Genomic DNA, 22,418 nt, shown 5'->3' on the forward strand with positions numbered 1-22,418 from the left:
TCAGCCTCCCGCCTGGGCGTGCAAGGCGGCCATGCCGAACCGCCGCGCCAGAAGCCAGCTGGCGGCCATGGATAATGTGATCAGCACGGCGGCGTAGGGGGCGGCGGCGGCGAAAGCGAGCGTCGAGGTATCGCCCCAGATCCGCGTCGCCAGGGTTTCGGTGCCGATCGGGGCGAGCAGCAATGTCGCGGTCAATTCGGTCGTCACGGCCATGAATACCAACGCGGCGGCAGCGCCGAAGCCGGGGGCGGCAAGCGGCAGGGTGATCCGCCACAGCACACGGCGCCAGCCGGCACCAAGCGATTTCGCGGCCTCTTCCAGCCGGCGGTCCGATTGCAGCAATGCGGCGCGCATGGCGACCAGGGCAAACGGCATGAACAACATCGCATAGGCGAGCAGCAGTAGCAGCGTGCTCTGATAGAGCGCCGGGACCGCCGCGATCGTGGCGGTAATCAGGGCCAGCGCGATCACGATGCCGGGCACGCCCTGCGCCAGCCAAGCACCGCGTTCCAGCGGCATGGTGAGCGAGAACCGCTGCCACCGCGCGGAAAGAACCGCGAGCGGCAACGCGAGAATCAGGGTCAGTCCCGCGGCGCCGAGGCCTAGTTCGATGGTGCTGATCGCCGCGGTCAACAAGGCGAGCGGCGAGGCCTCGGCCGGTGTGATCGCGTCCGCGCCATGCCGGGTCAGCCAGTACAGCACGGTGAGGATTGGCACACCGAGCGAAAGGCCGGCGAGTGCGGCGAAGCCAAGAACGGCCGGCAACCGCCAGACCCCCAGAGCATAGGGTACGCCGCGGCGCTGGGTACCGCGGCCGATGCGGGCATAGTGCACCGGGCGCCGCAACAGGGCCTCGGCGGCGATACAGCCGAGGCAGAACAGCAAGAGAATGATCGCGAGGGCCGCAGCCTCCGCACCGTCGAAGCCGGAGCGATAGGCGGCGTAGATCTCGGTGGTGAAGGTCCGGAACCGCATCAGGGCGAAGGCACCGAATTCGACCATAATGTTCAAAGTGACCAGAAGCGCGCCGCCAAGCATTGCGGGTCGCAATTGCGGCAGAACCACGCGGCGCACGCAGCGCCACGGCGTGTCGCCCAGCGCGCGCGCCGCATCCTCCAGCGCCGGGTCGAGCCCGCGCAGCGCGGCGGCCACCGGCAGATAGACCAGCGGCGTATAGGCAAATACCGTCACGACCAGAGCGCCGCCGAAGCCTTCGAGCGCCGGGCTGATCGACACCCAGGCGTAGCTCGCGACAAACGCCGGCACCGCGAGCGGCGCCGTCGCCAGCACCGCCCAGACCGACCGCGCCGGCAGATCGGTTCGCTCGACCAGTAACGCCGAGGCGGTGCCGAGACCGACGCAGCAGATTGCCGCCGCCAGGGTCAGCGTGACCGTATTGATCAGCAGATCGCCGACCAGGGGCCGCCAGACCAGCGCCAGCATCCTGGCCGCTCCCGCCGTCACGGCATCCGCCACGGTGATGGCGATCGGCAGGATGACCAGCGCTGCCGGCACCGCGCCGAGCAGCACCAGGCCGACCGGCGGGCGTCGGGTGGCTTGGGGCGGAATTTTTGTCATTGCCCTGATCATCCCCGCGATCAGATCAATCCGGCTTGCTGCAACAATGCGGCCGCCGCCCGATCGTTCCCCAAATCCACCGGCGCAATGGCGGGCGGATGCAGGCTTGCCATCGGGTCCAGCAAGGGGTTCGGCGCAACGCCCGGCCGCAACGGATATTCGTAATCGACCGTGCTCGCGGCCAGGTCCCGCTGGGCCACCGTACTCACCAGAAAGGCGAGAAACTGTTGCGCCGCGTCCTTGTGCTTTGAGGACGCCAGTACGCCGGCGCCTGATACGTTGATCAGATTGCCGACATCCTGCGGCGCGAAATGCGCAATCCGGCTTGGCGTGCGGGCCGGCCCCATCTCGGTACGCAGGCGTGCCCAATAATAATTGTTGATAATCCCGGTCGCGACGCTGCCGCGGTTGACAGCAGCGACCACCGATTCGTCATCCTGATAGATTTTCGCGTTACGCTTCAGACCCCGGAGCCATGCCAACGTCTTGGCCTTGCCCTTGGCATGGATCATCGCGCCAACCAGCGGTAGAAAATCGGCATCGCTCGGCGCTATCGCGATCTTGCCCCGCCATGCCGGCAGAGCAAGGTCGCGCAGGTGCGGCGGCAACGCCGCCTGACGGATCAGCTTCGGATTCCACGCCAGCACATTCTGGCGCTCTAGAACGCCGAGCCAGTCGCCGTTCGCCGCACTGTCGGTCGCGGGCACGACGGCCAGCGTGGCCTGCGCAACCGGTGCCAGCAGATGCAGCTGGTCAAGCAAAGTCAGTTCCGGCGAATTCTCGACGAACACCACATCGGCCGGTGAGCGCTTGCCCTCGCGCACGATTTGATTGGCGATCTCAGGTCCCTCACCGCTGTGCACGCGCACGGGAATGCCGGTTTTGGCCGTGAACGCCTTGGTCAACATGCCGACCACCTGCGGGTGTTGCGCGCTGTACAGCGTCAGTACCGTCTTGGCTCGGGCACTTGCGGTGCCGCCCGCCAACAATGCGCCAACCGCGAAGGCGCCGACCAGCGTTGGCGACACTAACGAACGGCCAAACCGACGTGACAGAGCGAAATAATTCATGCGGATATCCCTCAGTTGAGCAATCCAATTGAGAATGAGAATTATTCGCATTCTCTACCGAGCGTGATACCGGACCCTCGTAGTCCTGTCAACGAGCCAATGGTCCCGACCTGCGTGGTCACGCTGGGCTGCTCCTTGCGACAACGAGCGTAATCATCAGCACTTTTTTACGGTGTGACGATCGTATGCATCGCATCGCGATCCCCGCTGGGCAGGCCGAATTCACCCTGCCCTATCGGCAGCCTTATGATTGGGCAGCGATCGTCCAGTTTCTTGGCGCGCGGGCGATTCCGGGCGTGGAGCAAGTCCAGCCGGGCGCTACGAGCGCAGCATTGCATGGCAAGGCGGCGCCGGCACGATCAGCGTCACACCAGCCCCGTCTGATCGATCCGCACTGATCGCCACCATCCGGCTGTCCAGCGCATCAACCCTGCCCAGCATCGCTGCGCGGACCGGCGACGGCACGCCGCCTGCTAAACCGGCGACACCGGGGCTCGATCTGGCTCTCCCCTCGCCCGCAGCGCCGGCCAATGCCGATTGCGCTCACAGCCTGGGCATGCCGTGTGCGCGCGCCGCGGCGATGCCCACCGTCGCCCGCGCCGCGATCACCGATGCCCAGTTGTTCGAGCCTGGCGCCGGGCTGGACCATGCGATCGCGCGCCAGACCGCCCATTACATTGCGATGCGGGGCCTTACGCGAAGCCGATGCGCTGCCCGCCGGCGACATTGCTCTGCGCCGCGCACTCGCCACCAACGGTGTCCGCCCTACTGCCGCCGCATTGCATGATCGCGCGGCGGCTTGGCGGCCTTGGCGGCCCTATGCCACTATGCATTTGTGGACCGCCGATGCCGCCGCGATCGTCCAGAACCGGGAGAGCAACCGTGAAGCTCCGCCTTGAGCGTATCCCAAGTCCGCTCGGCGGCGTCATTCTGGTATCGGATGGCGATATGCTGCACGCCCTTGATTTCGACGATTACGAGGCGCGCATGCTTCAGCTCCTCACGCGGTATCACGGTGCCTGCCAGCTCGTACCCTCGCGCCTCATCTCGCCGATCGCGACGGCGCTCCAAGCCTATTTCGATGGCGATATGTCAGCACTCGCCTCAATCGCGCTCAGCCCGGCCGGCACACCCTTTCAGCGCGCGGTCTGGACGGCACTGCGCGATATTCCGAGCGGTACGACCACCAGCTATGGCGCGATCGCCCGGCGAATCGGCCGTCCCGGAGCCAGCCGCGCGGTGGGGTTGGCGAATGGCGCGAATCCCATCGCCATCGTGGTGCCGTGCCACCGGGTGATCGGAGCCAACGCAGCGCTGACCGGCTACGGCGGCGGACTCAGCCGCAAGGCCTGGCTGATCGAGCACGAGGCCCGCCACACCATATGTTGTGGCAAACCTCCAGACCGCCTCATCTAGACGAGCTGGGTCTGGCCCTGCTCCGCTGGTGCCGCGAGCGCTTCGGGTCGCCAGTCGCGGAAGAACGATCGCCCGATCGCGCCGGCCAGCTCGCTCAACTGGATCTGCACGGTGTCCAGATACCCGTGCAGATCGCCCTCGAGCACCTGATCCATCGGACGCTCCAGAATGAACTCGCGCAGAAACTCCGCCTGTTCCACCGCATCGCTGGTGTTGGGCAAATGATGCACCCGGCGCAATTCATCCAGGTGATATTCCGCGCGCCGCACCGATAAAAACACCGAGCGCGGGAACGAGGGATCGCGCAGCAGAAATCCCGCTACATCCTCCGCTGAAAACTCAGCCCGGGCAAGGCGCTTGAACGCGTGATAGCCCGCAGCGGCGCGCAGCACCGCGTTCCACATGGTCAACTCGGTCAGGCGCCGTGCCTCGCGGTCGCGCGGCACCAGCAGCCGGTATTTGATGTCGAGCAGGCGGGTGGTCTGATCGGCGCGTTCGATCAGCCTGCCGAGCTGATAAAACTGCCAGCCCTGGTCGCGGTACATCGTGCCTTCGGTAATGCCGGTATGGGTCTGGACCGATTCCTTGATTTTCGTGCACAGGCGCGACAGCCGATCTCCATCGAGGTCAGCGGGTTTGATCCCCATCACAAAGCGATGGAACACGTTGATCTGACGCCACATTTCGGTACTGATCAGCGGGCGGAGCGTGCGCGCGTTGGTCCGCGCGTTATCGAGGCAGAACGGAATGCTGCTGGGATTGGTGCGATCGAGCAGGTAGAGGTCCTTGACCGTATCGGGATTGCTGGCAGCCTCATAACTATCGAACTTGTCCTGGTCGGACATGATGGCGACCAGCGCGGTCCAGGATTCCGCCTCGCGCCCCGGGCTTTCGAAGCTCTGCACCACGTCGATCAGCCGCGCCAGATTCTCGACCCGTTCAAGGTAGCGGGCCATCCAGAACAGGCCCTCGGCGTCACGCGCAAGCAAAACCGGTTCGACGCGCATGCTCACTGCCCCCCCGCCAACACCCAGGTATCCTTCGATCCGCCGCCCTGCGAGGAATTGACGATCAGGGAGCCCCGCTTCATCGCCACCCGCGTCAAGCCGCCGGGCAGCACCCAACTATCGCGTCCGGTGATGACGAACGGCCGCAAATCGAGATGCCGCGGACCGATGCCCTCCTCGGCCAGCGTGGGTGCAACGGACAGCGCGATCATCGGCTGGCTGATCCATTGGTCCGGCTCCGCGATCAGGGCGGCGCGCGCGGCATCGAGTTCCGCCTTGCTCGCGCGCGGGCCGATCGTAATCCCATAACCGCCCGATTCGCCGACCGGCTTGATCACGAGTTCATCCAGATGCGCGAGCGTATAGGCCAAGCCCTCCGGCTCGCGACAGATGTTGGTCTGGACGTTCTGGATGATCGCCTCCTCGCCGAGATAATATTTTATAATCCGCGGCATATAGGCATAAACCGCCTTGTCGTCGGCAACACCGGTGCCGACCGCGTTGGCAAGCGCGACATTCCCCGCCCGCCAGGCGCGGATCAGCCCGGGCACGCCGAGCATGCTCTCCGCGCGGAACACCTCAGGGTCGAGGAAATCATCGTTCAGGCGGCGATAAATGGTGTGGACCCGTCGCAACCCGGTTGTGGTGCGCATATAGACCCGGTCGTGCTCGACGGTCAGATCCGAGCCCTGGACCAGCGGCACGCCCATTTCGCGGGCAAGAAACACGTGTTCGAAATAGGCCGAGTTATAAATGCCCGGCGATAGCAGCACGACCTGGGGATCACCGACATCGACCGGTGCAATCTCGGTCATCGCGGCGCGCAGGCGGCGACCATAGTCATCAACCGGGCGGAGCTTGACGCCCGACATCAGATCCGGAAAAGCGCGTAGCATCAAATGGCGGTTTTCGATCACATAGGACACGCCGGACGGGGTGCGGGCATTATCCTCGAGGATGCGGAATTCGCCACTTTCGTCGCGGATGATGTCAATGCCGCAGACATGCACATAGGTGCCGTGACTGACCGCAAAATCGCGCATCTCGGGGCGAAAATTGGCATTGCCGAACACCAGATCGGCCGGAATCACGCCATCGCGGATAATCTTCGCGTCATGGTAGATGTCGTCGAGAAAGGCGTTCAGCGCCGTTACGCGCTGGATCGCGCCGGTTTCGATCTGTTGCCATTCCGAGGGCGTTATGATCCGGGGAATGCAGTCAAACGGCAATATCCGGTCGATTGCGGTCGCGTCCGAATAGACCGTGAACGTGATGCCAAGGTCGATCAGATCGGTTTCGGCAAGCTCGGCCCGGGCGCGTAACGCATCAACCCCGATCCGTCCCAGCCGCTCGCGGACCAGCGCGGGCACACCGGCATCGTCAGCACGCAGGCGCGTCAACTCACAAAAATATTGTTCGGGAGCGTAACCTGCGAAGATCCCGGCGCGTTCATCGTCCATCATCCGCTCCTGTATGATTGTCCCATGTTTGTCATGCCACCGCCGCGATGCAACAACAAAATCGTCCCAACCGATTAGACACCAATCCGCTCTCGCACAGAACCGGACTGTCTGATATGCCGTAACGATGCTTGGAGGAGACGCCCTTGGCGGCCTGATCGATGCAAAAGGCCAGATCCGGGCGCCGTGGCGGCCGGTGATCAACGCCATGCGGGCGATCGGCCCTGACGAGTTTGCCGCCCGTGCCGCCGCACTCGACCGCCGCGCCCAGTACGAATCCCCGAGCGGCAGCGTCCAGTCCCAACGGCTTGACCCGATTCCGATCCCGCTGATGGACTACGAATTCGCGACCCTGGCCGATGCGATCGCCGAGCGCGCTGAATTTCTGGCGGATATTCTCGATGATGTTTACGGTGCCCAATCCTGGATCGCCGATGGCAGCCTGCCCGGCGACCCGCTGTTCGAAACACCACAGTTCATTCGGCAGTTAGCTCATCAGCCTGGATTCACCGCGCCGCGCCTCGCGTCATATGCTGTCGATCTGATCCGTTGCCCCGATGGTAGTTTCCGCGTTCTGCGCGATCATACCGATCACGCGCCGGGGCTCGGTCTAGCCCTCGCAATCCGCCGGTTCGTCGCGGACGTGATGCCGGAACTATTCGGCACCGTAACCTTGGCGAGCCAGCGGCCAGTAACCGAAACGCTGCAGGACATGCTGCACCTTCTGGCGACCGGCGGGCCGATCGGCCTGATCGCGGGGGCGGATGCCGATATGACCGATACCCGCCTGCTCGCGCGCCAACTTGGCGGCACGGTGCTCCGGCCGGATGATCTGTCATGCTCAGGCGGCGTGTTGCGGTTACGCACCCTGGCCGGTTCCACCCCGGTGCATCTCCTGCTCCGCCAGGCATCGAGTCTGTCGATCGATCCATTGGAACAGGGTGGCGCGCCATCAAATGGCGTGCCCGGCCTGTTCCGCGCCTTGCGCAACAACGCGTTGACGATGCTCAATATTCCCGGAAGCGGTATTCTGCAACTACCTGATTTTAAATCATGTTTCTCAAATTTGTTTTACCGGCAGCATGGTCGCCCGCCTCAACTGAAGGACCATGACACGACCAGCCTAGGCGGCATCGACGCCGATCAGGCGCCGATCGCGATCCGCCTGGCGCAGGACGGCGCGGCGGCGCGATTCGAGTTCGCGGCGATTACGCTGCGACTCTACGCCTTGCGGATCGACGGCGTCTGGCGCGTGTTACCCGGCGGCCTCGGCCATGCGACCCGCGCCGATGGCAGCGCACTGATCAAAGACATCTGGGTGATCGATTCGGGAAATCGTGATGCCGGCGAACCCGATCGCGCTTCGCGTGGCCCCGCGCATCGCAGCCCACCGCGGATCGCGCGCAAGGTTGCAATGGATCTGCCGAGCCGCCTCGCCGATGACCTGCTCTGGCTTGGCCGCATGGTCGAACGCCTCGATGGCGCGGCAAGGCTGCTCGCTATCGCCCTGCCGCGCTTCGTCGATGCCAGCAATCTGCCGCATGAAGCAGCCCAGCGGGAAAGCCTGGCGGCCTGCCTGGTTAGCGCCAAGCTGGTGCCCGACGAGATTACCGGCCCGTTCCTCTCCGCGCGCCGGTTGCACGAAAGCCTCGCGCGCAGCAAGCCGCTCAGCCGCCTGCTAGCCGACATCCGCCGCCTGTTCGACCACTGCGGTGAGCGATTCAGCGTATCGATGCGCCGGATCATCGAAGGCGCGCTCGATCAGATTCCGCAGGATCTGAACGATGATTCCCGCACGTTCACCGCCTGCATGCAATTTGTCGCAACATTTAACGGCGTGATCGCCGAGGATGCGTCACGTAGCGGCGGCTTCGTATTTCTCGAGATCGGCCGCCGGCTGGAACGCGCAGAAGCCTTGGCCGAAACACTGACCGTTCTCCTGGCGGGGTCCCTCGCGCGGCTTGACCCGAGCCTGACACTCGCGATCGAGCTTGCCGATGCGCAGCTGACGTACGAGTTCGTCAATGCCGGCCCGCTCCTGGCGGAAACGGCGATCGGTCTGTTGATCGGTGCGGCCGATTATCCGCGCAGCCTGACGTTTCAGACCGAGTCGTTGGCTATCGGGCTAAGGCGGATCGGTGCGCTCGATCAAGCGGCCGTGGCCGATCGGATCACGGTCGATCTCCGCAGCCTATCGGGGGCTATTGCGGCCGGTGATTCAGTCGACCTCGGCGGGCCCCTCAAGCATTGCATCGTCACGCTGGAGACCCTGGCCGACGATCTCGCGACCCAATATTTTGCACCGATCCCGCCATCAAGGCAGGTTGAAGAGCCGCAACAAACCGCTGCGCCACCCGTTGAAGCTGCGCGCAGCACGGACTAGGGGCTGTATGTCAGCGCGTACGTTTCATCCGGATTGCCGCAAGCGCCGCAAGTGCCGCGACGAGCAGGGCGGCGCTTGCCGGTTCCGGCACGGGGACGGGTTTTTTGGGTACCGGTCCCGGTACCGGTCCGGTCGGCAACGGCGGCTGCTGCGGGCTGGGTGTGACAAACCCAGCCGGGACCAAATTCGAGGGCGGTACGTAGATACCACCGCCAGGTGCATCGGCGAGCGGGATTCCCGCGAGAGCAGCGGTACCGGCCGCGTTCATAACTTTCGCATAGGTTTCGGGGGTCATCGGCAAGGTCGGTGCGACCCACACTTGGTGGCAGCCACACGGCAGTTGTGGTTTTGGCGGCGGCGATGAAAACATCACACCAAGTGCCGCGGCAGCTCCAATGGTTGTGACAGCGGCCGGCACACCGACTGCCACGGGGTGCGCGGCGGCGACTGCACGACAAGCCTGGAGGCAACGAACGACCCACATGAAATTTATCTTACTGAAATGTTATACCTTCAATACTGTTAGTGAAAATCGTTCCGATTTACAATAGGCATGTGGTCTTGGAAGAACGATTTGAAATAAAACGATACGGACGCCACATCCTGAAATTGAAAAGTATGACGTTATCGTATAAAAAATCCAGATAGACTCAAAAAAATAGAAATAGCTATTTTTTACAACAAACAAACCCTCAAATCGCCGTGGCCATCGATCGCTTGGGCCACACTAACGTCAACGATGCCCGTTGCGCATCATCGTGTGGCCGAAGGTGAAACCGCCGCGGGCCATCTTGAAGCGAAAATATCCATAACCAACCAGCCCGATCACAATCAGGATCGGTACGGTGAACACGGCGAGCCAAAATGCCAGAGCCGCAAACCCAAGCGCGATCGTAAAAACGAGAACCCGCGCCAAAATGACCCCGAGCGTTGGTCCCGTGATCGGCTCCTGCGCAAAATGCCCCGAAGGCGTCATGTCGATGATCGGTCCGTTTGTCGTTTTCATGCAATGACTCTGGTCTCAAAAGATCGGTTCAGCAAGCGAAAATGCGCGCGCAACAATGAAGACTTGGCAATCGGCGGTTCATCGTGCCGCATCATTCCAGCCGCCGGCGGTCCTGCTTGCGTCGGCTCACCCCTTTGGATATACCCGCGCGGCGACGCCGGCCGATCGGCGCATCGCTCGCGACGCTGTCATAGCTCAGGGGTAGAGCACCTCATTGGTAATGAGGAGGTCGAGGGTTCAATTCCCTCTGACAGCACCAGCCCCCCCCTTTGCACATGACAAGGTTGCCCCTCCCTGCGAACGCGGTTATGGCCTTGCGGCTCGGTCCGACATCATCATTGAGGAATGGCAACTTTGGTCACTTTGCGTCGCGCGGCCCCCCTCGCCCTCAGTTTGCTGCTCACCGGCTGCGGCGTCACCCAAGGCGTTTTCGGCCGCGATCAGTCCAAGCTCGGCGAACCCGCGCCGATGAAACCGGTGGTCGGTTTCACCGTCGCTCCGGTGCCGCAGGCAGCACTCGCCGCGCGCCAGATTCTCAATGCCGGCGGTAACGCAGCGGATGCCGCGACCGCCGCCGGTTTTGCGCTTGCGGTCGCCCTGCCCTCGCGCGCCGGGCTCGGCGGCGGTGCGGCCTGCCTGATCGATCTGCCCGCGTCGGACGGCGGCAACGGCATCCCGACCGCTCTGCTCTTTCCGCCCGCCGCCGCCCCCGAATCGAGCGGTGGCGCCAGCCGCCCGGCCGCGGTTCCGCAGATGGCGCGCGGCTTGATCGCCATGCAGGCAAGGTTCGGGCGGTTGGCGCTTGCGACCGATCTGGCTCCGGCCGAGGCGATGGCGGGCGGCGGTGTCGCCGTCTCGCGTACGTTTGCCGCCGATCTGGCGGTGGTCGGCAACGCCCTGCTGGCCGACTCTGCGGCGCGCACGATTTTTGCATCCCCCACCGGCCAGGTGCTCCAGCCGGGCATGATCATGCGCCAGCCCGATCTGGCGGCCACGCTCACCCAGTTGCAGTCGAGCGGCGTGCTCGGCCTGACCCAGGGGGCGTCTGCCACAGCCTTCATCACCGCCGCCAACCAGGCGGGCGCGGGGCTGACCATGCAAGATCTGCGCGCCGTCAGACCCGCCTATGCCAGCCCGATCACCGTTAATCGGTTCGGCTATCATCTTGCGTTCACACCCAATGCCGGCGGCATCGGCGCGGCTGCCGGGATCGAAGCGCTGGCGCAAAACCCCCAGGCGCTCGACCTTGCCGGGCAGCGCGCGCTCGCCGCCGCCCAAGCCGCGCGGCACGGCGCGGCGCTGACCGCCCTGCCGGCCTCGGCCAGCTTCGCCACGCTCGATGATCGGGGTGGCGCGGTCGGCTGCGCCACCACCATGAACAATCTGTTCGGCACCGGCCGCGTCGCACCCGGCACGGGGATTCTGCTGGCGGCGACACCGGCCCATATCACGCCACCGCTGCTGACCGTGGGGCTCGCCACGCGCGGTGGTGACTTCCGCGCCATCGCAACCGGTTCAGGCCAGCAGGGCGCCGCGATGGCCGTCGCCACGGGGCTCGCCAATGCCGTGCGCAGCGCGGTACCGATGCCCCAGCAAGTTCCGGCGCCTGGCCGCGCCAATGTGATCGCCTGCGCGGGGTTGCTGCCGGGTGGACCGAAAACCTGCGCCGCCGCCGCCGATCCACGCGGCTTCGGCCTCGCCATCGGGTCGAAATAACCAGCCGATGGCGCTGAAAACCGGCTCCGGCGCGCTGGTGCCGCCGTTTCTGGTAATGGACGTGATCGCCGCGGCCAACGCGATCGCCGCCACGCCGGCCGCCGCGGATCGCCGCGTCATCCGCATGGAAGTCGGCCAGCCCGGTCAAGGCGCGCCTGCCGGCGTGCGTGCCGCGGTCACCGCCGCCATGCAGACCACCGAACCGATGGGCTATACCGAAGCGCTCGGCCGTGCCGATCTGCGCGCACGCATCGCGGCGCATTACGCCGATTGGTACGATCTGGCTTTGCCTGCCGGACGCATCGCCGTCACCTCCGGCGCCTCGGCGGGATTTCCGCTCGCTTTCCTTGCCGCGTTCGAAGCGGGCGACCGCATCGCCCTCGCGACGCCGTGCTACCCGCCCTATCTCAACATCATGACGGCGCTCGGCATCCAGCCCGTGCTGCTGCCCGCCACGGCCGAAACCGGGTTTCAACCCACAGTCGCGATGCTCGAAACGATGGACCCACCGCCCGACGGGCTGCTGATCGCCTCGCCCGCCAACCCGACCGGGTCGATGCTGTCACCCGATGATCTCGCATCCCTCGCACGCTACTGCCACGCCAACGGCATCCGGCTGATCAGTGATGAAATCTACCACGGCCTCACCTATGGCAAAGCCGCCGTCACCGCCGCATCGTTCAGCCCCTCCGCCATCATCATCAATTCCTTCTCCAAATATTTCTCGATGACCGGCTGGCGGGTCGGCTGGATGGTTGTGCCCGATGATCTGATCCGTCCGGTCGAATGCCTGGCACAGAACTTCTTTATCTGCGCGCCACATATTTCGCAGACCGCCGCCTTCGCCGCCTTCGACTGCCACGCCGAGCTGCAATCGCGCCACGCCGGCTACACGCGCTCGCGCGCTCTGTTGCTCGACGCCTTGCCGCGCGCCGGGTTCGATCGCCTCTCACCCGCCGATGGTGCGTTCTACCTCTACGCCGATATCAGCGGCACCCTGCAGGACAGTGCGGATTTTTGCCGATCCCTGCTGCATGATCAGCACATCGCCGCAACGCCGGGCCACGATTTCGATCCTGCGCGCGGGGGTGATTTCGTGCGATTCTCCTATTGTGCGGCTGAGGCTGATATTGTCGAGGCTATTCATCGTCTCGTCGATAATTAGCGTAAACAAGTTAAGGAAGGCCTTCTTTTTTGCGAAAAAGAAGCAAAAAACTCTTGGTTGTTTTAGGTCTTCCTCAGCTTCGGAACCTTACCATTCGACCGCTCGGGCTGCCGATCAGCTGATCGTCCTGCATCACCACCGCACCGCCGATCACCGTCATCATCGGCCAGCCAGTGACCCGCTCGCCGGCGAACGGCGACCAGCCGCACGGGCTTGCGAGCCAATCCGTCTCGATCACGCGGCTCTGCTTCAGGTCAACCAGGGTGAAATCGGCATCGTATCCAGCCGCAATCCGCCCCTTGCCGACCGCCCCGTAAATCCGCGCCGGTCCCGCCGCCATCAGATCGACCAGCCGCGCCAGTGACAACCGGCCGCGATGCACCTGATCCAGCATCACCGGCACCATCGTCTGCACCCCGGTCAGCCCCGCCGCGGTATCCGGCCATGGTCGCGCCTTTGCCGCGGCCGGATGCGGCGCATGATCCGAGCCGATGGTATCGACCAGACCATCAGCCACCGCCCGCCACGCCGCCTCGACATGGTGCCGATCGCGGATCGGCGGGTTCATCACCGCATAGGCGCCCAAGCGCTCGTAAGCCTCGGGGGCGGATTGCGTCAGATGATTGACCAACACCTCGACGCTCGCGACATCGCGAAAGCCGCGCAGATAGGCGAATTCCTCGGCGGTCGATACATGTAATATATGCGCGGGCCGGCCGGTGCGGCGCGCCAGTGCCATGATCCGCCTGGTGCCCAGCGCGGCACATTCCGGATCGCGCCACACCGCATGATTGGCGTAATCATCGCCCATGGCGAACGCGCCCCGGCGCTCCTGCAGGCGGAACTCATCCTCGGAATGAAATGCAATCCGTCGCCGCCCCGCCCGCATCACGCGCTCGATCGAGGCATCGTCCTCCACCAGCAAATTACCGGTCGAAGACCCGGCGAACACCTTGATGGCGCAGACACCCGGCTCCGTTTCCAGCGCCGCAAGCTGATCGACATTCTGCTTGGTCGCGCCGACGTAAAACCCAACGTCGCACCACGCGCGTCCCGACACCGACTCCCGCTTGGCCGCGAGGCTCGCGATATCGATCGCCGGGGTTGCGGTGTTCGGCATGTCGAAAATCGCGGTGATGCCGCCGAGCACCGCGCCGCGCGTGCCGGTTTCCAGCGTTTCGACGCTGGGCAGTTCAGCCGCGCCGGAATCGCGGAAATGCACATGCGGGTCGATCAGCCCGGGCAGCACATGCAGGCCGCGCGCGCTAATGATCCGCGCCGCATCGCCGGTCGCGGCCAGGGTCACAATGCGCCCCTCGCGCACACCGATCCGCGCCTCCGCCTCGCCCCAGGGCAGCATCGCAATGCCGCCTTCGATGATCAGATCAAAAGCCTCGCCCATCATCAACGCTCCGCCAACACATCAAACACATTGCCATCGCACGGCAGGCCGAGGCCGTGCCGACGATACCATAACGCGAGGAACAGCAACCGCCAGCAGGCAACACCGGCCCGTGGGTCGGCCGCGCGCGCGAACAGATCGATCACACGGCCCGGTTGGGTCAATTGCCCGACCATCGGGGACCGCGCCACCAGCGCGCCAAGCCGCGCCCCCTGCCCCGCGATCCATCCGGCCACCGGCACGTCGAACCCCTGTTTGCGCGCGAACGGCCGTGCCTGCGGCAAATACCGCTCCAGCCAGCGGCGCAGCAGGAACTTCCCAAAGCCGCGCTGCGCGCGCAAACCATCCGGCAGGGCGAAGGCAAAGCGCGCCACCTCACGATCGAGAAACGGTGTGCGCCCCTCGACGCCATGCGCCATCAGGCAGCGGTCGAGCTTGATCAGCAAATCGTTCGGCAGCCATTCCGCGATATCCTCGCGCTGCGCGCGCGCCAGAGCGCTGCCGGCGGCGTGGTCATGCGCCCGATCGATGCCGCTGCGCCACGCCGTGCCGGCATCGCGCAGCACATCGAGCCCGTCGAACGCGCCGTGCCGGCGCATCCGCCGCGCGAACGGCCAAGCCCGGGCGGCGGCGCGATATCGGCCGTAGCCGGCAAAAATTTCATCACCGCCCTCGCCCGACAGCACGACTTTCACCGAACCGCGCGCGTGTCGCGCCAGAAACCAGGTCGGGATGATCGCATAATCCGCCACCGGATCATCCATCGCGCTGATGATTTCCGGCAGATGCCGCCACATCATCGCCTCGGTGATCTCGATCCGCTCATGGCGCGCGCCAACCGCACCCGCGCTGGCCGCGGCGGCATCCCGCTCGTCGGCGACGCTGCCGTGATCAAAACCGGCGGTGAACGCCTGCACCCGCCCGGTGTCAAGCCGCGCCATCAGCGCGAGAATGGCAGCGCTGTCGATCCCGCCGGACAGGAACAATCCGTAAGGAACGTCGCTCCGCTGATGAAGTTCCACGGTTTCCGCCATGACGCGATCAAGCGCTGCGAGCGCCGCGTCTTCCCCCTGCGGTGCCGTGCCGGGTTCGATCGGGTCGTGATCGGCGCGCGCGATCACGGCACCATCGCGCAGCGTCAGCATCGCACCGGGGGCAACGCGTTCGATGCCGGTGAACGCGGTGGTGGCGCCGGTGGTGAATTGAAGCTGGATCAATTCATGCAGTTTTGCGGCATCGACCGACCGTGCCGCGAGCCCGGCCGCGATCAGCGCCTGTGGTTCGGAGGCAAACGCCACACCCAGCGGACCGGGCGCGAGATAAAGCGGCTTGATGCCGAACGGATCGCGCAGCAGCTTCACCACGCTTTCCTCAGCATCATCGATGGCGATCGCGTACATGCCGCGCAGTTGCCCCATGAAATCGGCCGCGGCGCGGGCGAGGTAGAGCGGCGGCTCGCAATCGCTGCCGGTTCGAAACGCGCAACTCGCGAGGTCCCGGCGCAGTTCGGGATTGTTGTAGATCTCGCCATTGCCGATCAGTGCGGCCCCCGCGCCGAACAAAGGTTGATCGCCGGTCGCCAGATCGATAATCGCAAGGCGCGTCTGCACCAAGGCAGCGCGCGCGCTGACATGTTGGCCTGAACCATCCGGCCCGCGATGCGCCAGGGCCGCCACGAGCGTGGCCAGCCGATCCGCTGCAAGCCGCGCGCCCGGCTTGAACGCGATGCCGGCGATGCCGCACATCAGCGCGCCACCCGCGCCAGATAGTCGCGCCACGCCGCGACCACCACCGGCTCGGCGAACTCGCCCGCGTAGCGCGCGCGGCCGGCCGCCGCCATCGCCTGGCCGCCCTCCGCCAGCACGCGCGCGATCGCCCGGCTCAAACCTGCCGGATCATCGATCGGCACCAGCACGCCATCAACGCCATCCGTGATCAGCTCGCGCGGCCCTTCGGCCGCCGCCGCGACCACCGGCACGCCGGCGGAAAACGCCTCCAGCACCATGTTGCCGAGCGGTTCATGGCGCGAGGACGACACGAACAGTTGCGCGCTGCGTAGCAACGGCCCGACATCGGTGCGCCATCCCGCGAGATGCACGCGCGCTCCGAGGCGGCATGATGCGATCAGCGCCTCCAACGCCGGTCGTTCGGGCCCTTCACCGGCGATCACCAGATGCGCACCCGGCACAGTTTCCATCGCCCGGATCAGGATGTCGAACCCTTTGACCGCGTGCAGCCTTCCAAGCGCCAGCACCAGCGGTGCGTCATCCGGCACGCCCAGCACGGCGCGCGACGCTGGTGCGATGCTTGCGAAATCACCAACGAAATTCGGCAGATAGGCAACGCGATCGGCGGGCCACCCCTGCGCCACGATCCAGCGCACGATGTCGCGTGTGTTGCCGACCAGATGATCGCAGCGGCGGAAATATTTCAGCGGATAATACCCGCCCAGACGACCGATCAGCGTCCAACTGCCACGCGGAGCGTGAAACGCCGCCCGGCTCATCCACGCCACGGCGACCTCGGCACCGAAGGCGCGCAGGGCCCTGGCGGCGCGCGGCCGGGTCAGCAGATCGAGTGGACCGCCGTAGCGCAATCCGAGAGGTCCGAGCCCTGCCGCCCGCAACCGCGCGACCCTTGCGGGCTCCGGCCGGATCACCGGCAGAACCGCCTCGCCTGCCTCGTGGAGGCCAATGGTCAGGCGCTCGAAAAACAGCTCCGCACCACCCTGCGCCGCGCCGGCCATCAATTGACCGATCCTCATGCGGGCACCGGTTCGCCCATCAGCGCGGCCACCGCCTTGTGCACCGCATCGACCGCCAGATGCTCCATCGCCGCCTCGCCCTCGATGCCCGGTGCGGCGACGAACGCCGCCTGTACCCCGGCCGGCGCGTATTCCGACGCGCGGGACCGGCCGAACAACCCCAGCGTCGGCACATGCGCCGCGGCAGCCAGATGCATCAGGCCGGAATCATTGCCGATGAACAGCGCGCAGCGCGCAAGGCAAGCCGCCGCTTCGGCCACCGAGACCGCGCCAACCAGATCGATCGCGCCGGGCAGCCCGGCCAGGACCGGTGCCACCGCCGCGCGCTCGGCTGGTCCCGGCCCGCCGAACACCGCGATCCGGGCAAAATCGAGCCGCCGGGCGAGTGCGATGAAATGCTCGGCCGGCCAGATCTTGCCCGCCCAATTCGCCGTCGGCCCCAGAGCCAGCACGGGCGCGCCGGGCGGGATGAGCATCTCCGCGCGCGTGCGGTCCGCCGGCGCGGTCCAAACCACCGGCAGTGGCGGCGGTTCGAACCCGCAGGCTGCGCCGATCTGGGCATAGCGCCGGCCGGGGCGGCGGCCGCCGCGCACGATCACCCGCTGCCCGGCCCACAGCCCGTATGCCAGCGCCGAGCCCCGGAAATCGACCACGATGTACCAGCGGTCGCGCACGACGCGCGACCAGAGTGAGAGCCAATGCCCATCGAGGCGCTGTTTCTCGAACACGATCAACCGTTCCAGCCCCGGCAGCCGCGCGAACACCCCCGCCGCTGCCGCGCCGCACGCAACCGTCAACTGTGCCGCCGGATGCGCGAGGCGGATCCGCTCGATCACGCCCGAGGAAATCACGGCATCACCCAGCCGCGACGATGTGATGAACAAAATCCGCATGCCGCGCTGCTCTAGCACGGCTTGTCGCATCCCGGCCAAGGGGCCACATCCGCTGCATGACAATCGTTGCATATCTGCCCGATCGCGGCGTGATCGATCTCAGCGGCCCGGACCGGGTTGCGTTTCTGCAAGGCCTGGTCACGAACGACGTGTCGAGGGCGCACCCCGGCACCTGTGTCTGGACCGCGTTGCTGACACCACAGGGCCGCTACCGCGCCGAATTTTTCGTCTTTGCAACCGAGTCGAGCCTGCTGCTCGATGCGCCGCGCGATGCGATCGCCGACATCATTACCCGCCTGTCGCGCTTCAAGCTGCGCAGCAAGGTGGTCTTGACCGATCGCTCGGCCGATTACGCGGTCCATGCCGCGTGGAACGGTCCACCGCCGGAAAGCGCGGGCATCACCGCACCCGATCCGCGGCTTGCCGAAGCGGGCCACCGGATTCTGGCGCCGGCGCCAAGGGCGGACAGCGCCGAGCCATCGGCCTACCGGGCCCATCGCCTCGCCCTCGGCCTGCCGGACCACGGCGATCTCGAACCCGACAAGACTTTGCCGATGGAGGCCGGCTTCGGCGAACTGCACGGCATCGACTGGGAGAAGGGCTGCTACATGGGCCAGGAACTCACCGCCCGCACGCGCTATCGCGGCTTGGTGAAACGCCGGCTGATCCCGATCACGGCAAGCACCGACCTGCCGACATCCGGCAGCATCACCAGCGGCGAGCGCAATGTGGGCGATCTGTGCATCGCGCAGGGGCAGCAAGGGCTGGCAATGCTGCGCCTCGATGCGCTGGACCAGCATTTGCAGATCGGCGACCTTACGATAACACCCAACCTACCACATTGGTTATCCCTGCCCGCCCCGTCTGAAAAGGCCCAAGCATGATCATCGTCCACCACCTCGAAGCGTCGCGCTCGCAGCGGATTCTCTGGCTGCTCGAAGAACTCGGCCTCGAATACGAGGTGAAACTCTACAAGCGGAACCCGAAGACCATGCTGGCGCCGCCGAGCCTCAAATCCGTGCATCCGCTCGGCAAATCGCCGGTGATCACCGATGGCGATACCATTGTGGCGGAAACCGGCGCGATCATCGAATACATCATCGAAAAATATGGCGAGGGCCGGCTGATCCCGCCCGCCGGATCGGACGATCGGCGGCGCTACACCTACTGGCTCCACTATGCCGAAGGCTCCGCGATGCCGTTTCTGGTGATGAAGCTGATTTTCACCGAAATGCCGAACCAGGCCCCGTTCATCGCGAAGCCATTGCTCCGCATGATCGGCAACAAGGTCGGCGAGAGCTATCTCGACCCCAATATCGCCACGCACATCCGCTTCTGGGAGGACAGTCTGGCCAATTCCACCTGGTTTGCCGGGCCGGAGCTGACCGGTGCGGACATCATGATGAGTTTTCCGGCCGAGGCGGCCAACGCGCGCGGCGCGCTGCGCGGCAATTTCCCGCGGATCAATGCGTTCCTCGCTGCGGCCCACGCCCGCCCGGCGTATCAGCGGGCGTTGGCGAAGGGTGGGCCTTACCCTTACGCGTAAGGCCGGCAGACACCCCGGCCCCGCCGACGATCAGGGCCGCGGCGGCGATGATAGACCCGCTCATCGGTGCGCGCCCGAGTGCGATCAGCAAACCGGTCGACAGCAGCGGCGCCGCGTAGGACAGGGTTCCCAGCAGGGCGAGATCGCCCTGTTTGGTGGCGAAGTCCCACAGGAAGAAAGCAAGCCCGACCGGTCCGAGCCCCAGCGCCAGCAGGGCGAGCGCCTGTCCGGCGGTTGGCATCACGGTCGGTTCGGTCATGCCGTGCACCACCAGCGCGAGTGCCGCGACCACGCCGCAAACCCCGGCGATCAGATCGCTCGGCACCGCGCTGATCCGCCGATTCGCAACCGAATACAGCGCCCAGACGAAAGCGGCCGCCAGGGCGCAGCCATAGCCGAGGGCGGAGCCATGCCCGCTCAGACCCTGCGCTCCGAGCAGGATCACCACCGTGCCGGCCAGTCCCATCAGGGCGCCGAGCACGTGGCGCGCCCGCAGCACGCCACCGGGCAACAGGGCCGCGAACAACACGATCAGCAACGGCCATAAATAGGCGATCAGCCCGGCCTGCGCCGGCGGCGCGTGATCGAGCGCGCTGAAATACAGCGCATGATAGGCGAACAGTCCGGCGACGCCGATCGCCCAGGCCAGCGGCGCCTGGCGCAACCGCCGCAGCCTGCCGCGCAGCGCCAGCATCGCGATGCCTGCCAGAAACGCCACGAAAAAACTGAGCGCCAGGGTCTCGAATGGCGGAATGCCGCCCGTTGCCGCGGTCAATGCCGCAAGGGTGGACCAGAGCAAAATGGCACCACCGCCGCTCGCGGTGGCGCGCAGTTTCACGCGCAGAGCGCCGCCTTCGCCGCGCGATAGTCCGCGACCAGTCGCGCCACCAGCGCCGCCGCCGGCACCACCGCATCGACCGCGCCGATCCCCTGGCCCGAACCCCAGATATCCTTCCACGCCTTGGCCTTGGCACCCTCGTGGAAATTCATCGCCGAGGCATCACTCTGCGGCAAATCATCCGGGTCGAGCCCGGCCGCGATGATGCTCGGCCTCAGGTAGTTGCCATGCACCCCGGTGAACAGATTGGTGTAGACGATATCATCCGCCCCGCTTTCGACGATCGCCTGCTTATAGGCCGCCGATGCGTTGGCTTCCTCGGTCGCGATGAACGCCGAGCCGATATAGCCGAAATCGGCCCCCATGGCTTCCGCGGCCAGCACGGCGCGGCCGGTCGCGATCGCACCCGAGAGCGCCAGCGGTCCATCGAACCAGGCGCGGATTTCCTGCACCAGCGCGAACGGCGAAATCACGCCGGCGTGGCCACCTGCGCCCGCCGCCACGGCGATCAGCCCATCCGCCCCCTTCTCGATCGCTTTATGGGCGAAGCGGTTGTTGATGATATCGTGCAGCACCACGCCGCCGTAGGAATGCACCGCCGCATTCACCTCAGGCCGCGCGCCGAGCGAGGTGATCACCAACGGAACACGGTATTTCACGCAAAGTTCAAGATCATGTTCCAACCGCGCGTTCGACCGGTGCACGATCTGATTTACCGCGAACGGGGCGGACGGGCGCTCGGGATGCGCCGCATCCCAAGCCGCCAACGCGTCGGTGATTTCGGCCAGCCACTCGTCGAGCTTGGCTTCCGGCCGGGCGTTCAGCGCGGGAAACGAGCCGACGATGCCGGCGCAACATTGCGCGATCACCAGTTTCGGATTCGAGAGAATGAACAGCGGCGATCCGATCACCGGGACCGCCATGTTTTTGCGTAGCCGTGCCGCTATCGACCCTGATTTATGGTTCATCCAGCGTTTGTGCCGGGCGTTACCCTATGCGTCAATTGGTCGCGAACATCCTACACGCCGTCTCTCAACTCGTCCCGAGCGCGACGCCGACCCCGAACACGATCGCCCCGCCCAGTGCAACCTGCAATGCCGCCTGCAACGGTGGTGCCTCCATATAGCGCGCCCTGATCCAGGAAATCACGCCCAGTTCCACCACCACCACCCCGAACGCGACCGCCATCGCGGTCCAGAAATTCGGGATCAGGAACGGCAGGGTATGGCCCAGACCACCAATAGTCGTCATGCCGCCGGTGATCGCACCCCGCAAAATCGGCGAGCCGCGGCCGGTCAGGCTGCCGTCATCGGACAAGGCCTCGGCAAACGCCATCGAAATTCCGGCACCCAACGAGGCCGCGATGCCGACAATGAACGCCTCATGCGGCTTATGGGTCGCGAACGCCGCGGCGAATACCGGCGCCAGCGTCGAGACCGAGCCATCCATCAACCCGGCCAGGCCCGGCTGCACATAGCGCAGCACGAAATTCCGCTCGGCGGATTTATCCTCGGTCTGGCGTACCGGTTCGGGTACGTTTTCCTCGGTCAGTTTATCGGCGATATGCTCATGGGTCTGTTCCGCCTCCGCAAGGTCGCCGAGCAGCTTGCGGATCGTCACGTCCGACGTCCGGCTCGCCGCCAGGCGATAGAAATTCGCCGTCTCGGATTCCATGCTTTCCGCCAGCTTGCGCACATCCTTGATGCTGGGCTTGGGCATTTGCCAGACGGTCTTGCGATGCAGAAATCCCTTGACGTCCTGGCGCCGGATCAACGGAATATGATCGCCGAATTTTTCCTGGAACAGATCGATCAGCCGCCGCCGATGATCGCTCTCCTCGGCCGCCATCTCGAAAAACACCTTGGCCGAAGCCGGGAAATCCGCGTGCAGACCCTCCGCGATATCGGCGTAGATCCGACCATCCTCTTCCTCCGCCCCGATCGCCAGGGCCAGGATTTCACGTTCCGACAGTTCCGAAAAATTGCGCATAGCAGCAAAATGGCGCGCTGGTTTCGATTGGTCAAGGATTTGGTTTTACTTGATATTTATTCGCAACTGCAGTTGCGAACGGCTCGCAGACGCCGCATCATTCAGGCAACGCCACGCGTCTGCAATCGTGCCGCGCCATCGTTCGCACTGCCGGAACCACCCTTGCACCCCACGCCAAACCCTGC

At 65.4% G+C, this 22,418-nt stretch carries 21 protein-coding genes and 1 tRNA gene; 9 read left to right on the plus strand and 13 right to left on the minus strand.

All coding sequences use genetic code 11. From position 1 onward, the window contains the following. The gene (locus tag BW994_RS08815; protein ID WP_211252763.1) at positions 1 to 1,578 is read right to left on the minus strand and encodes an ABC transporter permease; all 1,578 of its coding nucleotides are present in this window, start codon (positions 1,576 to 1,578) and stop codon (positions 1 to 3) included. A gap of 20 nt (positions 1,579 to 1,598) precedes the next feature. Then, complete coding sequence (locus BW994_RS08820; RefSeq protein WP_029311104.1) at positions 1,599 to 2,648, minus strand: extracellular solute-binding protein; 1,050 nt, start codon at positions 2,646 to 2,648, stop codon at positions 1,599 to 1,601. 185 nt (positions 2,649 to 2,833) lie between these two features. On the opposite strand from BW994_RS08820, the gene BW994_RS20525 reads away from it, so the two are divergent. The 3 genes from BW994_RS20525 to BW994_RS08835 all read left to right on the plus strand — a co-directional run bounded on the left by BW994_RS20525 (position 2,834) and on the right by BW994_RS08835 (position 4,064). Next, complete coding sequence (locus BW994_RS20525) at positions 2,834 to 3,046, plus strand: AlkA N-terminal domain-containing protein (protein ID WP_029311105.1); 213 nt, start codon at positions 2,834 to 2,836, stop codon at positions 3,044 to 3,046. Positions 3,047 to 3,259: 213 nt separating this feature from the next. Beyond that, positions 3,260 to 3,547, plus strand: a complete 288-nt coding sequence (locus tag BW994_RS20530; RefSeq protein ID WP_217696452.1) for a DNA glycosylase family protein — start codon at positions 3,260 to 3,262, stop codon at positions 3,545 to 3,547. Then, positions 3,531 to 4,064: a methylated-DNA--[protein]-cysteine S-methyltransferase gene (locus BW994_RS08835; RefSeq protein ID WP_029311107.1), complete on the plus strand. Its 534-nt coding sequence runs from the start codon at positions 3,531 to 3,533 to the stop codon at positions 4,062 to 4,064. Before BW994_RS20530 ends, BW994_RS08835 begins: the two co-directional genes overlap by 17 nt. On the opposite strand, the gene BW994_RS08840 is transcribed toward BW994_RS08835, so the two are convergent. After that, entirely contained in the window at positions 4,061 to 5,071 is a 1,011-nt protein-coding gene (locus BW994_RS08840) for an alpha-E domain-containing protein (protein WP_029311108.1), read from the minus strand. The genes BW994_RS08835 and BW994_RS08840 overlap by 4 nt on opposite strands. A gap of 2 nt (positions 5,072 to 5,073) precedes the next feature. Further along, complete coding sequence (locus tag BW994_RS08845) at positions 5,074 to 6,531, minus strand: circularly permuted type 2 ATP-grasp protein (protein WP_029311109.1); 1,458 nt, start codon at positions 6,529 to 6,531, stop codon at positions 5,074 to 5,076. A gap of 127 nt (positions 6,532 to 6,658) precedes the next feature. Between BW994_RS08845 and BW994_RS08850 the strand changes: the two genes are divergently transcribed. Beyond that, complete coding sequence (locus BW994_RS08850; RefSeq protein WP_029311110.1) at positions 6,659 to 8,914, plus strand: circularly permuted type 2 ATP-grasp protein; 2,256 nt, start codon at positions 6,659 to 6,661, stop codon at positions 8,912 to 8,914. 10 nt (positions 8,915 to 8,924) lie between these two features. Here the strand turns inward: BW994_RS08850 and BW994_RS19605 are convergent, their stop codons facing one another. Continuing rightward, on the minus strand, positions 8,925 to 9,182 hold the full coding sequence (locus tag BW994_RS19605; RefSeq protein ID WP_162176786.1) for a PEP-CTERM sorting domain-containing protein: 258 nt from the start codon (positions 9,180 to 9,182) through the stop codon (positions 8,925 to 8,927). A 465-nt stretch (positions 9,183 to 9,647) separates the two neighbouring features. Continuing rightward, positions 9,648 to 9,920 carry a hypothetical protein gene (locus tag BW994_RS08860; RefSeq protein WP_029311112.1) on the minus strand — a complete coding sequence of 91 codons (273 nt, stop codon included), beginning with the start codon at positions 9,918 to 9,920 and terminating at the stop codon, positions 9,648 to 9,650. A gap of 184 nt (positions 9,921 to 10,104) precedes the next feature. Here BW994_RS08860 and BW994_RS08865 point away from each other — a divergent pair. From BW994_RS08865 to BW994_RS08875, 3 genes are all read left to right on the plus strand, one after another. Then, positions 10,105 to 10,179 (plus strand) — tRNA-Thr (locus BW994_RS08865). Positions 10,180 to 10,265: 86 nt separating this feature from the next. After that, entirely contained in the window at positions 10,266 to 11,636 is a 1,371-nt protein-coding gene (locus BW994_RS08870) for a gamma-glutamyltransferase (RefSeq protein WP_029311113.1), read from the plus strand. A gap of 7 nt (positions 11,637 to 11,643) precedes the next feature. After that, a complete protein-coding gene (locus BW994_RS08875; RefSeq protein WP_029311114.1) occupies positions 11,644 to 12,801 on the plus strand; it encodes a pyridoxal phosphate-dependent aminotransferase in 1,158 nt (385 codons plus the stop codon). Between the two features lie 73 nt (positions 12,802 to 12,874). On the opposite strand, the gene BW994_RS08880 is transcribed toward BW994_RS08875, so the two are convergent. The 4 genes from BW994_RS08880 to BW994_RS08895 are packed head-to-tail and all read right to left on the minus strand — an operon-like array spanning position 12,875 to position 17,860. After that, a complete protein-coding gene (locus tag BW994_RS08880; RefSeq protein ID WP_029311115.1) occupies positions 12,875 to 14,203 on the minus strand; it encodes a dihydroorotase in 1,329 nt (442 codons plus the stop codon). Between the two features lie 2 nt (positions 14,204 to 14,205). Further along, on the minus strand, positions 14,206 to 15,948 hold the full coding sequence (gene asnB, locus BW994_RS08885) for an asparagine synthase (glutamine-hydrolyzing) (protein ID WP_029311116.1): 1,743 nt from the start codon (positions 15,946 to 15,948) through the stop codon (positions 14,206 to 14,208). Continuing rightward, positions 15,948 to 16,967 (minus strand): glycosyltransferase, encoded by a 1,020-nt coding sequence (locus BW994_RS08890; RefSeq protein WP_029311117.1) that lies wholly within the window; start codon positions 16,965 to 16,967, stop codon positions 15,948 to 15,950. Before BW994_RS08890 ends, asnB begins: the two co-directional genes overlap by 1 nt. Further along, a complete protein-coding gene (locus BW994_RS08895) occupies positions 16,964 to 17,860 on the minus strand; it encodes a glycosyltransferase family 9 protein (protein WP_029311118.1) in 897 nt (298 codons plus the stop codon). Before BW994_RS08895 ends, BW994_RS08890 begins: the two co-directional genes overlap by 4 nt. A gap of 56 nt (positions 17,861 to 17,916) precedes the next feature. Here BW994_RS08895 and ygfZ point away from each other — a divergent pair, with 56 nt between their 5' ends. Then, positions 17,917 to 18,744 carry a CAF17-like 4Fe-4S cluster assembly/insertion protein YgfZ gene (gene ygfZ / locus BW994_RS08900; RefSeq protein WP_029311119.1) on the plus strand — a complete coding sequence of 276 codons (828 nt, stop codon included), beginning with the start codon at positions 17,917 to 17,919 and terminating at the stop codon, positions 18,742 to 18,744. Further along, positions 18,741 to 19,406 (plus strand): glutathione S-transferase, encoded by a 666-nt coding sequence (locus BW994_RS08905; RefSeq protein WP_029311120.1) that lies wholly within the window; start codon positions 18,741 to 18,743, stop codon positions 19,404 to 19,406. Before ygfZ ends, BW994_RS08905 begins: the two co-directional genes overlap by 4 nt. Here BW994_RS08905 and yddG read toward each other — a convergent pair. The 3 genes from yddG to mbfA all read right to left on the minus strand — a co-directional run bounded on the left by yddG (position 19,324) and on the right by mbfA (position 22,233). Beyond that, positions 19,324 to 20,244: an aromatic amino acid exporter YddG gene (gene yddG / locus BW994_RS08910; protein ID WP_076454482.1), complete on the minus strand. Its 921-nt coding sequence runs from the start codon at positions 20,242 to 20,244 to the stop codon at positions 19,324 to 19,326. The genes BW994_RS08905 and yddG overlap by 83 nt on opposite strands. Next, the gene (locus BW994_RS08915) at positions 20,241 to 21,167 is read right to left on the minus strand and encodes an NAD(P)H-dependent flavin oxidoreductase (protein ID WP_342667828.1); all 927 of its coding nucleotides are present in this window, start codon (positions 21,165 to 21,167) and stop codon (positions 20,241 to 20,243) included. Before BW994_RS08915 ends, yddG begins: the two co-directional genes overlap by 4 nt. A 109-nt stretch (positions 21,168 to 21,276) precedes the next feature. Further along, positions 21,277 to 22,233, minus strand: a complete 957-nt coding sequence (gene mbfA / locus BW994_RS08920; protein ID WP_029311123.1) for an iron exporter MbfA — start codon at positions 22,231 to 22,233, stop codon at positions 21,277 to 21,279. Positions 22,234 to 22,418 lie beyond the last annotated feature (185 nt).

The sequence above is a fragment of the Acidiphilium rubrum genome (assembly GCF_900156265.1).
Lineage (GTDB): Bacteria > Pseudomonadota > Alphaproteobacteria > Acetobacterales > Acetobacteraceae > Acidiphilium > Acidiphilium rubrum.

Excerpts from the sequence above, each read along its gene's own strand:
- BW994_RS08815 (WP_211252763.1), bottom strand. The coding sequence starts at position 1,578 with ATGACAAAAATTCCGCCCCAAGCCACCCGACGCCCGCCGGTCGGCCTG.
- BW994_RS08820 (WP_029311104.1), bottom strand. The coding sequence starts at position 2,648 with ATGAATTATTTCGCTCTGTCACGTCGGTTTGGCCGTTCGTTAGTGTCG.
- BW994_RS20525 (WP_029311105.1), top strand. The coding sequence starts at position 2,834 with ATGCATCGCATCGCGATCCCCGCTGGGCAGGCCGAATTCACCCTGCCC.
- BW994_RS20530 (WP_217696452.1), top strand. The coding sequence starts at position 3,260 with ATGCCCAGTTGTTCGAGCCTGGCGCCGGGCTGGACCATGCGATCGCGC.
- BW994_RS08840 (WP_029311108.1), bottom strand. The coding sequence starts at position 5,071 with ATGCGCGTCGAACCGGTTTTGCTTGCGCGTGACGCCGAGGGCCTGTTC.
- BW994_RS08845 (WP_029311109.1), bottom strand. The coding sequence starts at position 6,531 with ATGGACGATGAACGCGCCGGGATCTTCGCAGGTTACGCTCCCGAACAA.
- BW994_RS08850 (WP_029311110.1), top strand. The coding sequence starts at position 6,659 with ATGCTTGGAGGAGACGCCCTTGGCGGCCTGATCGATGCAAAAGGCCAG.
- BW994_RS19605 (WP_162176786.1), bottom strand. The coding sequence starts at position 9,182 with ATGAACGCGGCCGGTACCGCTGCTCTCGCGGGAATCCCGCTCGCCGAT.
- BW994_RS08860 (WP_029311112.1), bottom strand. The coding sequence starts at position 9,920 with ATGAAAACGACAAACGGACCGATCATCGACATGACGCCTTCGGGGCAT.
- BW994_RS08870 (WP_029311113.1), top strand. The coding sequence starts at position 10,266 with ATGGCAACTTTGGTCACTTTGCGTCGCGCGGCCCCCCTCGCCCTCAGT.
- BW994_RS08875 (WP_029311114.1), top strand. The coding sequence starts at position 11,644 with ATGGCGCTGAAAACCGGCTCCGGCGCGCTGGTGCCGCCGTTTCTGGTA.
- BW994_RS08880 (WP_029311115.1), bottom strand. The coding sequence starts at position 14,203 with ATGGGCGAGGCTTTTGATCTGATCATCGAAGGCGGCATTGCGATGCTG.
- asnB (WP_029311116.1), bottom strand. The coding sequence starts at position 15,948 with ATGTGCGGCATCGCCGGCATCGCGTTCAAGCCGGGCGCGCGGCTTGCA.
- BW994_RS08890 (WP_029311117.1), bottom strand. The coding sequence starts at position 16,967 with ATGAGGATCGGTCAATTGATGGCCGGCGCGGCGCAGGGTGGTGCGGAG.
- BW994_RS08895 (WP_029311118.1), bottom strand. The coding sequence starts at position 17,860 with ATGCGGATTTTGTTCATCACATCGTCGCGGCTGGGTGATGCCGTGATT.
- ygfZ (WP_029311119.1), top strand. The coding sequence starts at position 17,917 with ATGACAATCGTTGCATATCTGCCCGATCGCGGCGTGATCGATCTCAGC.
- BW994_RS08905 (WP_029311120.1), top strand. The coding sequence starts at position 18,741 with ATGATCATCGTCCACCACCTCGAAGCGTCGCGCTCGCAGCGGATTCTC.
- BW994_RS08915 (WP_342667828.1), bottom strand. The coding sequence starts at position 21,167 with ATGGCGGTCCCGGTGATCGGATCGCCGCTGTTCATTCTCTCGAATCCG.
- mbfA (WP_029311123.1), bottom strand. The coding sequence starts at position 22,233 with ATGCGCAATTTTTCGGAACTGTCGGAACGTGAAATCCTGGCCCTGGCG.